This window comes from Arthrobacter sp. H14 (assembly GCF_000520495.1).
Taxonomy (GTDB): Bacteria; Actinomycetota; Actinomycetes; order Actinomycetales; family Micrococcaceae; genus Arthrobacter_C.
The window spans coordinates 105116-118214 of sequence record NZ_KI914644.1 but is presented as its reverse complement, the minus strand read 5'-3'; the positions used below and the strand labels follow the sequence as shown (position 1 = coordinate 118214).

General features: G+C 64.4%; 12 protein-coding genes. 6 read left to right on the top strand and 6 right to left on the bottom strand.

Annotation, left to right across the window (positions count from 1 at the left end):
- Positions 1-63: 63 nt before the first annotated feature.
- From Y707_RS0108260 to Y707_RS24455, 3 genes are read right to left on the bottom strand one after another with little or no spacing between them, the layout of a single operon-like run.
- Entirely contained in the window at positions 64-1179 is a 1116-nt protein-coding gene (locus Y707_RS0108260) for a carbohydrate ABC transporter permease (protein WP_026534727.1), read from the bottom strand.
- Between the two features lie 57 nt (positions 1180-1236).
- On the bottom strand, positions 1237-2496 hold the full coding sequence (locus tag Y707_RS0108255; RefSeq protein ID WP_026534726.1) for a sugar ABC transporter substrate-binding protein: 1260 nt from the start codon (positions 2494-2496) through the stop codon (positions 1237-1239).
- A 51-nt stretch (positions 2497-2547) separates the two neighbouring features.
- Positions 2548-3600 (bottom strand): LacI family DNA-binding transcriptional regulator, encoded by a 1053-nt coding sequence (locus Y707_RS24455; RefSeq protein WP_035780845.1) that lies wholly within the window; start codon positions 3598-3600, stop codon positions 2548-2550.
- 215 nt (positions 3601-3815) lie between these two features.
- Here Y707_RS24455 and Y707_RS24450 point away from each other — a divergent pair, with 215 nt between their 5' ends.
- Entirely contained in the window at positions 3816-5687 is a 1872-nt protein-coding gene (locus Y707_RS24450; protein WP_035780843.1) for an amylo-alpha-1,6-glucosidase, read from the top strand.
- A gap of 297 nt (positions 5688-5984) precedes the next feature.
- A complete protein-coding gene (locus Y707_RS0108240; RefSeq protein WP_051441788.1) occupies positions 5985-7268 on the top strand; it encodes an alpha-hydroxy acid oxidase in 1284 nt (427 codons plus the stop codon).
- Positions 7269-7341: 73 nt separating this feature from the next.
- Here the strand turns inward: Y707_RS0108240 and Y707_RS0108235 are convergent, their stop codons facing one another.
- Entirely contained in the window at positions 7342-7926 is a 585-nt protein-coding gene (locus Y707_RS0108235; RefSeq protein ID WP_026534724.1) for a helix-turn-helix domain-containing protein, read from the bottom strand.
- Between the two features lie 47 nt (positions 7927-7973).
- Between Y707_RS0108235 and Y707_RS0108230 the strand changes: the two genes are divergently transcribed.
- Together Y707_RS0108230 and Y707_RS0108225 are read left to right on the top strand one after the other, a co-directional pair.
- Entirely contained in the window at positions 7974-8858 is an 885-nt protein-coding gene (locus tag Y707_RS0108230; RefSeq protein WP_026534723.1) for a class I SAM-dependent methyltransferase, read from the top strand.
- An 87-nt stretch (positions 8859-8945) separates the two neighbouring features.
- Positions 8946-9899 carry an NAD(P)/FAD-dependent oxidoreductase gene (locus Y707_RS0108225; RefSeq protein ID WP_026534722.1) on the top strand — a complete coding sequence of 318 codons (954 nt, stop codon included), beginning with the start codon at positions 8946-8948 and terminating at the stop codon, positions 9897-9899.
- Positions 9900-9961: 62 nt separating this feature from the next.
- On the opposite strand, the gene Y707_RS0108220 is transcribed toward Y707_RS0108225, so the two are convergent.
- Positions 9962-10663: an HAD-IA family hydrolase gene (locus Y707_RS0108220; RefSeq protein WP_035780841.1), complete on the bottom strand. Its 702-nt coding sequence runs from the start codon at positions 10661-10663 to the stop codon at positions 9962-9964.
- A 98-nt stretch (positions 10664-10761) separates the two neighbouring features.
- On the opposite strand from Y707_RS0108220, the gene Y707_RS0108215 reads away from it, so the two are divergent.
- Both Y707_RS0108215 and Y707_RS0108210 read left to right on the top strand, forming a co-directional pair.
- Complete coding sequence (locus Y707_RS0108215) at positions 10762-11418, top strand: maleylpyruvate isomerase N-terminal domain-containing protein (RefSeq protein ID WP_051441778.1); 657 nt, start codon at positions 10762-10764, stop codon at positions 11416-11418.
- Between the two features lie 106 nt (positions 11419-11524).
- Positions 11525-12454 carry a prenyltransferase/squalene oxidase repeat-containing protein gene (locus tag Y707_RS0108210; protein WP_026534719.1) on the top strand — a complete coding sequence of 310 codons (930 nt, stop codon included), beginning with the start codon at positions 11525-11527 and terminating at the stop codon, positions 12452-12454.
- A gap of 13 nt (positions 12455-12467) precedes the next feature.
- Here Y707_RS0108210 and Y707_RS24445 read toward each other — a convergent pair.
- On the bottom strand, positions 12468-13099 hold a 632-nt coding region (locus Y707_RS24445; RefSeq protein WP_081744723.1), incomplete at its 5' end, for an aminoglycoside phosphotransferase family protein.

The following is a 13099-nucleotide window of genomic DNA, read 5'->3' as shown; positions in this document are numbered from 1 at the left end:
GCCAGCCGTTGGAGCCGTTTCCGTGTGAATTGGAATCTGTCCTGCGGGTATCGGTCGCGGTGCTCATCGGTGGCCCCCTGCGTTGGCGTTGTTAAGCTTCCGGTTCCTGCGTCCGGGCAGCAACGGCTTTCCCTTGTCCCGGAGGAAGAAGCGTTGGACGACGGTGAAGAAGACAATGATGGCGAACAGGATGAAGGCGATCGCCGCACCCTGGCCCCAGTCCTGCTGGTTGAACGCGGCGTTGAATGACAGGTACGCCGGCGTCAGCGTAGTTTTGGCAGGTCCGCCCTGGGTACCGGTGTAGATCTGGTCGAAGACCTGCCAGGTACCGATCAGGCCGAGGGTGATCACCGTGAACAGGGTCGGTTTGAGCATTGGCAGTGTCACATGCCAGAACCGCTTCCACGCGTTCGCCCCATCCATGACGGCCGCCTCCCGGACTTCGCCACTGAGGTTCTGAATGGCCGCGATGAACAGCAACATGAACGTGCCGGAGGTGGTGAAGATGGCCATCATGACGAACGCCGACATCGCCACCGATGGCCCGGCCAGCCATTCCCACCAGCTGATCCCGAGGAATTCGCTGCTGACCAGGGCCGCGGGCGCCTGGTCAAGGCCGAACACCCCGTAAATAATGTGCAGTACTCCCCGCGGGTCCTGGAACCAGTTGGGACCGTTAATGCTGAACCAGGAAAGCACGTTGTTGATCGCCCCGGGGGCGCTGAACAGGAAGAGCCACAGCACCGTAATGGCCACCGAGCTGGTCACCGACGGAAAGTAGAACGCCGTCCGGAAGAACCCGCGGCCCTTCAGGATCTGCCGGCTCACCAGCATTGCCAGGAAAAGCGACAGCGCCGTCTGCAGCGGCACCACAAGGACCACGTAGTAGAAGTTGTTGCGGATCGAAGTACCGAAGTCCTGCGTGGCCAGACCGCCACCGGCCAGGATGTCGGCGTAGTGTTTTGCGCCCACAAAGCCGACGTCGGCGGCCAGCGGGCTTCCCCGCCCTGTCCAGTCGGACACGCTCACCCAGGCGGCCATCAATACCGGCACCACCAGGAAGAGCCCCAGCAGGATGATGATCGGGGTGATGAACAGCCACCCGGCCAGCTCCTGTCGTCCCTGGATTCCGCCGCGGCGGGCACGCAGGCGGGCACGTAATGGTGCCTTGGTTTCCATCTATCTGCGCTACCGATCCGGCAGGCGCCCCAAACCGGAGCGCCTGCCCTATTGCCTCTAGTCCTGCACGACCGCTTGCATGTTCTGCTGCACGCTGTCGAGGATCTGCTGCGGATCCGAGGACTCGAGCGTTGCCAGCTGGGCATTCAGTTCCGCGATCACATCCGCTGCGCCTTCCTGCGAGGGAAGGTTCTGCGCATAGTCGGCACCGTCGATGAAGGCACCCAGTTTCGGATACTCCGCCTTCCACTGGTCGGCGAGCGACTCAACCGACGGCATCACGCCGAAGGACTCGGCGAATTCCATCTGGCTCTCTTCGGACGTCAGATGCTGCACCAACTCAACGGAACCTTGGACATTGTCACTGTCCGCGGCGATGCCCAAGCAGTTCGTGTACTGCAGGGTGCCCATGCCTTCGGGGCCGGCCGGCAGCTCCGCCACCTGATAGTCAACCTTCGGGAAGTCGTTACTCATGGCCCCGGCAATCCAGTTGCCCTCGATCGTCATGGCAGCCATGCCCTTACCGAACGCTTCACCGCCCCAACCTGCGCCGAGATCAGAGGAATAGGCGGCAATGCCGTCCTTCATCATGGATTTCACATAGCTGAGGGCTTCCACATTGGCTGCACTGTTCACCGTGGCTTCAGTGCCGTCGTCGGACACCAATCCGCCGCCAGCCTGGGCCGAGAAAGCTCCAACACGCTGGTATTCAGGGCTGAACGCCAGACCCATGGTCTTGTCGGTGGTCAGCTTCCCGGAGACCGCCCGGAGTTCATCCCAGGTGGTGGGGATGTCCGCGTCGGTGAGCCCCGCGTCCTTCCACATCCCGGTGTTGATCACCAGTGCCAGGGTGGAGAAGTCCTTCGGCGCGCAGTAGAACTCGTCCTCATAGGTGAACGCCTCGCGCAGCCCTTCGTAGAACTTGTCCGCGTTCTCCAGGTCTTCGGCGTAGGGTTCGAGCGAACCGTTGGCGGCGTAGCCAACGAACTGGTCGGTGGAGAGGTAGAAGACGTCGGCCGGCTCGCCCGAAGCGAATCCCTGGCTCAGCTGCTGGTTCAGGTCGGATGCAACCTGGACCTCGGCCTTGACGCCCGACTCGTCGGACCATTCCTTAACCGCCTCGGTGACGGCCTCGGTTTCGGCCGCGCCGGAGGAACCAATCAGGACGCTGATGGGTCCGCCGCTGCTGGCCTCTTCGGCCCCGCCGCCACCTCCTGATGAGTCTTCGAAGCCGGAGCCTCCGCAGGCAGTCAATGCAAGCGCCGCGGTGCTGGTAACGGCGACGGCGAAGGAGAGCCGCCGCGCGCGCGAGGTCATGTGTCCACTCTTCATTGTGTGATTCCTCTTCTCTAAACTGCCGGAGCTCCGTCAGGAGACCGGTTCACCTCTGGTGATGAACGGGTCGGACCGGCGGTGGACCAGTTCCGACTTGAGCAGCAGATGCTGTTCGGGTTCCGTCTGGCCGTAGCCAGTCAGTTGATGGGTCAGCAACGAGACAGTGTGCTGTGCCGCCGCTTCGATGGGCTGGGAAACGCTGGAAAGCCCGACGGCGGCAGCCACCGGTGTGTCGTCAAAACCGACGACGGCGGGTTCCCCCGCGTCCGGCATTAGTTGCCGCCAGGCTGCGGCAGCACCGAGGGCCAGCGAATCACTGGCGCACACGATGGCGGTGGCCCCTTGCGCGACCAGTGCTTCCGCGCCGCGGACGCCATTACGCACGCTGTCCTCTACCGAAACGGTCAGCGCCGCGAAGTCGGTTCCCGCCGCACCGGCGGCCATCGCCCTGCGCCAGCCACTCCTGCGGTCGTCCCCCGCGCCGGAACCTTCCGGCCAACCCAGGAATCCGACCTTGCGGTGCCCCCGCGCCAGGAACATCTCCGTGGCAGCCGCGGTGCCGGCGCCGCCGTCGATATCAACCCACGCATGGGCGGCGTCGAAGGGGTCCGACCTGGCACTCCAGGGACGGCCGAAGGCAACAAACGGGACCTCCCGCTCCAGCAGCCAGTCGGTCCGGGCGTCGGCGTGGTGGGTGTTGGTGAGCACGAAGCCGTCCAGGTCCGCCGTATCCAGCAACTGCTCATACTCGGAAATCTCGTCCGCATCGTCGTCGGCCGTGAACAGGGTCAGGCGGTACCCCTCCAGCTGCGCCGACTCGGTGAGCGAATGCAGGAAGCGGTCGAGAATGGAGCCGTTAATGCCGTCCGTGGAAGGGTACAGACGCATCGCCAGATCCATCGAGCGGCGGGTCCGCAGCTGGCGCCCAGCCGCGCTGGGACGATAACCGGCCTCCGAAATGGCGGCACGGACGCGTTCGAGTGTCTCCGGCTTGACCCGGTGCGGCGAATTGATCGCGTTGGAAACCGTCTGGCGGGACACGCCAAGCTCGTTGGCCAGCGATACGAGGGTGTGCTTCGGCGTCATCGGTCCTCCTTCCGGGGTCGGTGGCCATCCGGCCTGCGATAGTGTGGTTCTTCGACTATGAACGTTCAAATCTGTGATGCGCTTCTCAAATTTGATCGTTCAAATAAGATAGATTCATAATGAATTCGAGGCACTCGACTTGTCAAGGACCGTTTCCCTAACGTGACCTTTACCCGTCCGCCGCGACCGCCTTCCATCGATCAGGAGAACCACCCATGGCCTCCACGCAGCCCTTCCTCCACAACCTGCCCGGAGTGTTCCTTGCTCCCTATCAGGCGTGGTCTGCCTCGGACGGCCAGATCGGAGGCGGCGCCGAGGGCATCTACTGCTCCGATGACCGCGTGATTTCCGGAGCCGGCCTCTCAGTTGCCGGATACGAGCTGCGGTGGTTGTCGACGCAGGTTCACTCTGCGACCGCCGTCGACTTCCACTACATAGTGATGGTTCCCTCGAGCATCGCGGACCCGCTGGTGACCGTGGTGCGCGAGCGGCGGGCCACGACTGAGGGGATTTCGGAGCAACTCCGGATCGAATCGGCGCATGAACAGGACGTGCGGCTGGACCTGAAGCTCACGTTGACCGCCGACAACACGCCAATGGAACAGGTCAAGGACGGCCGGACCGCCGGACGGCGGACTGCAGTGTCAGACACCACTTGGAACTGGCGGGACGAGAACACCACCGCGACCCTCGAAGCGCCCGGCGCAAAGATCGATTTCCCGGACGGAACCATCGCCCTGAACTGGATCGTCGACGTCGCGGCCGGTTCAGGGACCGAGGCCGGCTGGACCCTCCGGCTGGAAGACTTGGCGGCCCCCATCATCGGAACGTCGCTGCGGCCGCTGCCGACCCCCGCCGTCGTCAATGACGATCCCCGGCTGAAGCGGCTGATGCACCGCGCCTTCTCCGACCTCAGCAGCCTCCGGATCGCAGACCGGGCATTGCCCAATGACGTTTTCCTCGCCGCCGGCGCGCCCTGGTTCTACACCATGTTCGGCCGCGATTCACTGATCGCGGCACGGATGCTGCTCACGGTGGACACCACCCTGGCCGCCGGCACCCTCCGCACGCTCGCCGCACGCCAAGGCACCAAAACCGACGTCGAAACCGCCGAGCAGCCGGGCAAGATTCTGCACGAAGTCCGCCGCACAACTCTGAAAGTGGCCGGGCACGACGGCGTCCAGTTGCCTCCGGTCTACTACGGCACCATTGACGCGACGCCGCTGTGGATTTCGCTGCTGCACGACGCCTGGCAAGCCGATATGCCCGAGTCCGAGGTCGAGGCGCTGCTCGACAATTTGGAAGCGGCCCTGAACTGGCTGGGCGAATATGGCGATTCCGACGGCGACGGCTTCCTCGAGTACCTGGACACCACCGGCCACGGGCTGGCGAACCAGGGCTGGAAGGACTCCGGCGACTCCATCCGCTGGCACAACGGCTCGCTCGCCGAAGGGCCGATCGCGTTGTCCGAGGTCCAGGGGTACGCCTACGAGGCCGCCATCGACGGGGCCGCGCTGCTTGAAGCCTTCGGCCGCCCCGGTGCCGAGCGCTGGCGCAAATACGCGGCCGAGATAGCCGAACGGTTCCGTGCCTCGTTCTGGTGCGAGGACGAACTGGGCAGGTACCCGGCGATCGCGCTCGATGCGGAGAAGAAACCGGTCGACGGCGTCAGCTCCAACATGGGACACCTGCTGGGAACCGGAATCCTGAACGAGGAAGAGAAGGCCGCCATCGCGCGCCGGCTGCTGCACCCCACCATGTTCTCCGGCTACGGCATCCGGACGGTTTCGACCACCAACGGCGGCTACTGGCCGCTGCGCTATCACGCCGGTTCGGTTTGGTCGCACGACACGGCGATGATCCTCGCCGGGCTGCTTCGGGACGGATTCGCGGACGAGGCCGAAACGCTGGCACTGGGCCTGCTTCGCGCCGCCGACGGATTCGACTACCGGTTGCCGGAACTGTTCTCCGGCGACTCCGCCGACAAGACTTGGCCGCCCATCGCGTACCCGGCGTCCTGCCGTCCGCAGGCCTGGGCCGCCGCGTCGGCGGTGCCCATCGCCGTCGCCCTCGGTGGCCTCCGGTAGATCTGCGCGCCGAGTCAGCCCCTCGCCCATGCCCTGGGCCGCCCCGGTCAGCCCCTCAGGTGCCCACAGGACCGCCCGGTCAGCCCCTAGCCCGTCAGTCAGCACGCTGCAGTGGGCTGACCGGCGGCTAACGGGCTGATCCACGGTAGGATCCAGACCGAGTGCGTGGTACCCCTTGTTGCTAGAGTCGGAGGTGCATGTGGTCCAACCACACAGTTTCCCGCCGTGAAGAGGAATCCGATGACCGATCAGCAGATGTCCGACCAAGAGCCCCAGCCGGTCCAGGATGGTTCCGCCATGCCGGCCACAGGGCAGCCGGCCGAACAGTCCACCGGGCGTCCCGCCGTCGTACCGACTGTTCCGGCCGCGCTGCGCCGCCGCATTCCCAAGGCCGCCGACCTGGCACCGCTGATGCAGTTCAAGAAGCCGTCCCTCCCGACGACGAAGAACCGCTTGGCCAAGGCCAATACCATTTCGGACTTGCGGACGCTCGCGAAGCGCCGCACGCCGAAGGCGCCCTTCGACTACACCGATGGCGCGGCCGAAGAGGAGATCACCCTCCGGCGGGCGCGCGAATCCTTCCACAACCTCGAATTCCGCCCCGGCGTGCTGCGCAACGTCTCCACGGTCGATCTCAGCACTGAAATTCTCGGGAAAACCTCGGCCCTGCCGTTCGCGATCGCCCCTACCGGCTTCACCCGGATGATGCAGTCGGAGGGCGAATACGCCGGTTCCCGGGCAGCACAGGAAGCCGGCATTCCCTACACCCTGTCGACCATGGGAACCGCGTCGATCGAGGATGTCGCCGCTGCTGCGCCGCATGGCCGGAACTGGTTCCAGCTGTACCTATGGACGGACCGCGAGCGCTCGATGGAGCTGATCGATCGGGCGGCGAAGGCCGGTTACGACACCCTGATGGTCACCGTCGACACCTCGGTTGCCGGAGCCCGCCTGCGTGATGTCCGCAATGGCATGACGATTCCGCCGGCGCTGACCGCCAAGACCGTGCTCGACGCTTCCTACCGGCCGGCCTGGTGGTTCAATTTCCTCACGCATGAGCCGCTCTCTTTTGCATCGCTCTCGCGTTACTCCGGCACCGTCGCGGACCTGATCAATTCCATGTTCGACCCGACCCTGACCTACGCCGATCTGGACTGGCTCCGCGAGGTATGGAAGGGCAAACTCCTGGTCAAGGGCGTGCAGACGCTCGACGACGCGAAAAAGGTGGTCGACCACGGCGCCGACGGGATCATCCTCTCCAACCACGGCGGCCGCCAGTTGGACCGGGCACCGATCCCGCTGCACCTGCTGCCGGAAGTCGCTGCCGAACTCAAGGGCAAGACTTCGATCCTGCTCGACACCGGCATCATGAGCGGTGGGGACATTGTCGCGGCTTTGGCGCTGGGCGCGGACTTCACTCTGGTCGGCCGGGCCTACCTTTACGGCCTGATGGCCGGCGGCCGGGCTGGCGTCGACCGCGCCATCGGGATTCTCGGCAGCCAGACGGCCAGGACCATGCAGCTGCTGGGCGTGAACAAGATCGCGGACCTGACGCCGGAACACGTGCGGCTGCTGCGCTAGCAGCAACCATGGACGGCGGCGGCCTCATGCGGCACAGCGCACGACGTCGTCGGGCTGGCTTTGTCGGGCCGGTTCAAGAGCGCTCCTCCCCGGCGTGCAGGTGGGCGCGTTCGCCGTCGCGGTCGAAGATGGTGAGGATTTCCACCGTGCCGTCATGGGCGCCGATGCTGTGCGGAACCATCGTCGAGAATTCCGCCGCGTGGCCGGCCTCCACCAAAATGGTCCGCTCACCCAGTTGCAGGCGTGCGGTGCCTGACAGGACGGTGAACCACTCGCGGCCGGGATGGACCCCCATCTGGTCCGCCCCTGTCGGCCGTTCGGCAGTGATGCGCATTTTCGCCACGGTCACGCCGTGCAGGGTGCGTTCGCTGGACAGCAGCCACGTCGTCATTCCGCGCATGTGATCCGGCTCCGGGCGGATCACCACGTCCTCCTCTTCGCCGGATTCGACGAGTTGATCGAGCGTGGTGTCGAGGGCTTTGGCGATGGGAACGAGCTGGTCGAGGGCGATCCTGCGGTGCCCGGTTTCGATCCGGCTCAGGGTTGATGGGCTGAGGTAGCAGCGGGCAGCAAGCGCGTCCAGCGACCAGCCGCGGGCCAACCTGAGACCGCGGATGCGATGGCGGATCACGGCGTCCAATGCGAGTTCTTGCGTCATAAGCAATATTGTATGTCTAAGACGCATGATGTGCCTAACATGGATACATGACACAGCACTCGCATCACCAGAATGACCTACATTCAGACCACGACCACGACGGCCACGGCCACGGCCACGGCCACGGCGATCACGATCAAGCCGGGCTCGGGGATCTGCTTGATCTCGATGCCGAAGTCCTTGGTTCTTACCTGGAAGAGGTGACCGGGTGGGCCGGGAAGTACGCCCCTGAGACGCCGCGCATCGTCGTCGATATGGGGGCAGGCACCGGCACCGGAAGCCTGGCACTGGCCCGGCGCTTCAGTGAAGCCGAAGTGATCGCGATCGACAAGGCGGAAGCCATGCTCGAACGCATCCGGACGGTGGCGGATCAGCAGGGACTGGCGGACCGCGTACGCGCAATCCAGGCCGACGTCGATGCTGCCTGGCCGGCGCTTGGTGCGGTCGACGTCATGTGGGCGGCTTCGTCGCTGCACGAGGTTGCCGATCCGGACAAGGTGCTCCGTGACGTTTACGCGGCGTTGAAACCCGGCGGCTTGCTGGTCGTCGTCGAACTGGACACGCTGCCACGCTTTCTGCCCGACGACGTCGGCATGGGTCGGGCGGGTCTGGAGTCCCGGTGCCACGACGTTTTGGCGAAGTCCGGTTGGAACTCGCACCCTAACTGGCGTTCACATCTGGAGCAGGCCGGCTTCGAAATTGCAGCGGAACGCAACTTCACCACTGAGGCCGGGCGGTCGTCGTCGGGCAGCAGCCGCTATGCCCAAGCGTATTTGCAACATATCCGCAGTGGGGTCGACGGCAGGCTGGCGCCCGATGACTTGCACACCCTCGACCAGCTCCTGTCCGGGGACACCACAGACGGTCTGCTGCACCGCGGGGATCTCAACCTCCGTGTCACGCGCACCGCCTGGGCTGCCCGCCGGCCCTGAATATCCATATGGATATCGCCCCCGTCCGCTTGATTAACCCGTATCGACCCATATAGACCCCCGTCAAGCCCATCAAGGAAGTTAGACATGAAAACCGAACAGACTCATGATGTCGCAATCATCGGAGGCGGTGCTGCTGGACTGAGCGCAGCTGTCACCCTGGCACGCTCGCTCCGTTCCGTCGTCGTCGTGGATGCCGGCGAGCCACGCAACGCACCCTCGGCCGGTGCACACAACGTGCTCGGGCGGGAGGGCATCCCGCCGCTCGAATTGCTTGCTGCCGGGCGGCGGGAGGCCGAACAATACGGTGCGGAGGTCCACAGCGGTCGGGCTGAGTCGGTCCGCCGCTGTGGTGACGGATTTGAGGTGCACCTTGCCGGCGGTGGGACCCTGCACGCGCGCCGGTTGCTGCTCGCGACAGGACTGATCGACGAGCTCCCCGACGTACCCGGCGTCCGCGGGTTTTGGGGAGAAAGCGTACTGCACTGCCCGTACTGCCACGGCTGGGAAGTGCGCGGACAGCGGATTGGCGTTCTCGGCACCAGCCCGCTCAGCGTCCATCAGGCACTGTTGTTCCGGCAGCTCAGTGACGACGTCACACTCTTCCTCCACACCATGCCGGAGCCCGACGACGAGACCTGGGAACAGCTGTTCGCGCTGGATATCCAAGTCGTGAACGGAACCGTCCAACGGCTCGGCAGCGGAAACGGTGTTCTGCAGACTGTCGTCCTCGAGGACGGGCACGAGTTCGAGGTGGACGCTGTCGCCGTCGGCCCCCGGGTCGTCGCGCGGGCGGATCTGTACGAACAGCTTGGCGGTGCGCTCACGGAACACCCAATGGGAGCGTTCATCGAAGCCGGCCCGATGGGACGGACGGAAATCCCGGGCGTCTGGACAGCAGGAAACGTCAACGACCTCCCGGCGATGGTCAGCGTCTCCTCCGGCGCAGGAGTCATGGCGGGTGCCGCCATCAATGCCGACCTCGTGGCGGAGGATGCCCGCACCGCCGTCGAACTCCGACGGAGTCTCAGCCGAACGTGACGGAATCTGTGCTCACGGTTTCCGCCTGCCGCCCGGGGGGCCGTGGCACCGCTGGCAGCTCCTCAGCGTTCCGTGGTAGCGGCCGCGAAACCGGCCATTGATTCGAACTCCCAGTCAGGGCGGACGTCTTCCCCCGGGTCCGGCGTTGCGCCCCAGCCCGGACGGTTGTGACGGCGGTTAATCCATACCCCTGGAAGTCCTGCCTTTGAGCCAGGAACGTGGTCGTGGAAGAGGCTTTGGGCCACGTGGAGCAACTTGAGGCCGTGCTGGTCAGCATAGTCCCTCAGCACGTCGAAGTTCTTTTGCGCCGGCTTGTAGCTGCCGACGTCTTCGGCCGTGATGACGTGGTCGAAGTCCACATCCAATCTCCGGCGGCTGCCTTCGAAACCGACACGGTCAACATTGGAGAGGATGATGAGTTTGAACCGTTCCCTCAGCTTCACCAAGGCTTCATGGGAATCCGGAAATGCGGGCCAATCCGGCACCGAACTGCCCAAGCGTCCGGCGTCGTCGTCGGACACTGGTATCCCGAGCTTCGCTCCTGTTGCGCGGAAAGCGTCCGCCAGAACCACCGGGTAAAGGGCTGTGGGATTCTCCCGCTCCATGCGCGCCTCCTCATCGGCATACGCGAGCAGGAGTTCCTCATCGGACAGGTCCGGGTTGGTTGCCCGGCCCCATGGCCCCAACACTGCGGCGATTCCGGCCTCCCAGTCAATCAATGTGCCGTAGCAGTCGAAGCTGAGAGCGTCGAATTCATCGAACATGTTCACTCCTTGAATGGCTGAGGTATCGGTCCGCGCGGCGGAGGTCGCGGTTGAGTTTCAGACTATCGAGGCATGGCGGCTTGTGGTACAGATGTGGAATGAATTCCCCTGACCTGCTCGCCGAGGCTTACCGTCCTCTTTTGCAGTTCGCTGAACAAGTCGACGAGAAGCAGGGCTGGATCGCCAGTCTATTGCCGGGATGGACTGTCCGGGACCTGTTGTTCCATCTCGCCAACGACTGCCAGAGGGCGCTCGTTGCCCTTTCTACACCAGCCGCAGAAAAGGCCGACACCAATGAGGTTACATATTGGTCGGAATGGAAGCCTGGCGGGGATGGAACGCAGGCCAGCCTTCGAGGTACCCGCATCATGGCCACTGCCTGGACATCGATTCGAGGGCCGGCTGATCTCTACCTCGAAACCGCTCGGGCCGTGCTCTACGCGGCCGCACATGCAAATCTGGAAACCGTCGTTGGTACCCAAAACCGCCGGCTCACGGTCGATTCTTTACTCCGGACCCTCGCCGTCGAGGCAGTAGTGCATCATACCGATCTCGAACCGGCCCTGCCGAACGCACCTGCCACATCCGGACTTCTGGAGGTCCGCCGAGTGCTCGACCGGTTACTCGGTGAGCCAGCGCCGGAAGAATGGGATGACATTCGCTATATCCGGATCGCTACCGGGCGGCTGCCCCTGAATACGGAAGAGCAAGCCACCCTCGGTCCACTGGCACGTCGCTTGCCACTCTTCGGCTGAACGTTCCAGCTTCCCGGCCGGTAGCCATGGCGGGCAAGCTCGAGCACCGAATGGATTCACGCCGCGCACTGTGGAATCTGCAACGTTAGCCTCCTATAGTCTGAGGATGACGGTCATCGACTGGCTTCTTGACTCCGACCCTGCCATCCGCTGGCAGGTGATGCGCGATCTCACCAACGAACCCGAAGACGCTGTTGCTACGGAACGGGCACGGATCGCCGATGAAGGCTGGGGCGGCCGCCTGCTTTCGCTGCAGCATGAAGACGGCCAGTGGGCCGGCGGGACATATTTTCCGCCGTTGACCGAGGTGCCGAAGGACCAGCCATGGACGGCGACAGCCTGGACATTGCAGTTGCTTCGCCAGTTCGGAGTGGATCCATCCACTGAGCGGGTGCGCTCCGCGGTTGCCCTTGTCCGCAAGGGAAGCCGGTGGGAATACGATGGATCAGCTTTTTTCGATGGCGAGGTCGAGCCGTGCATCAACGGCATGACCGTAGGGATCGGTGCGTACTTCGGTGAGGATGTGCATGGCCTTGTCGACAGACTGCTGTCCGAACAACTCGAAGATGGCGGCTGGAACTGTGAGGCCGAAAACGGCTCGACGCGGTCATCCTTCAACACCACGATCGCCGTGCTTGAGGGGCTGCTGGAATTCGAACAGGCGGCCGCCGGTTCGCCAGAGGTCATGGCGGCACGCGAGCGGGCGCAGGAGTATCTCCTCGACCGGCATCTGATGCGCAGGCTCTCGACCGGTGAGGTACCGAACGAGGGCTGGCTTCAGTTCTCCTTCCCGACCCGCTGGTACTACGACGTGCTCCGGGCGCTCGATTACCTGCGCTCAGCCGGGGCGGTGCCCGACGAGCGGGCGAAGGAAGCCATCGAACTCGTTGAGAGCAAGCGCGGCACCGAAGGCCGGTGGCTGCTCGAGAACACGCATCCCGGCGCCGTGCACTTCGAACTGGAGGAGGGCGACGGCAAACCGAGCCGCTGGAACACGCTCCGGGCGATGCGGGTGCTGGACTGGTACCGCGGCTGAGTTCCGACAGGGCTCACACAACGGGATCCGCAAGGATCTCAGCAAGCACCCGCCTCTGGGCACCTTCAGGGTCAGGGCTTGATAAACCGGCCATTGTTGCCAGTGCCTTCCACAAGGCCCAGCCACGCGCACGGCGCCAGACGTCGTCGGGCAGGCACACAGTACTGCGGAAGATCTGTCGTTCGTTGCCCGTGAAGTAGGTCCATGCAATGACCAGATCACAGGCTGGATCGCCGACGCCGCAGGTGCCGAAGTCGATGATCGCGGAGAGTTGGCCGTTTTGGACGAGGAGATTGCCGACGGCGACGTCACCGTGGAACCACACTGGATCGTGATCCCAAGCTGTAGCGGTCGCGTCGGCCCAGATTTTCCGGCAAGAGGCCACATCGACGTCGTCGGACAACCCGGTCAGGGCATTCTGAACTTCGTCGCTGTAGACGGTTGGATGGCAACCTCTGAAGAAGGAGTGCTTGCCCGCTGCCGGTCCAACATCCGGCCGGACACTGCGGAGTGCGGCGAGAGCCTCCCCCAGGTCTTGGGCCAGAGTTGACCGGTCGACGCTCGGGCAGGATTCGACGGTGCCGCCCGGCAGCCAGCGACGCACCGACCAGGGGAAGGGATAATCCGGTCCCGGCCTGCCGGTCG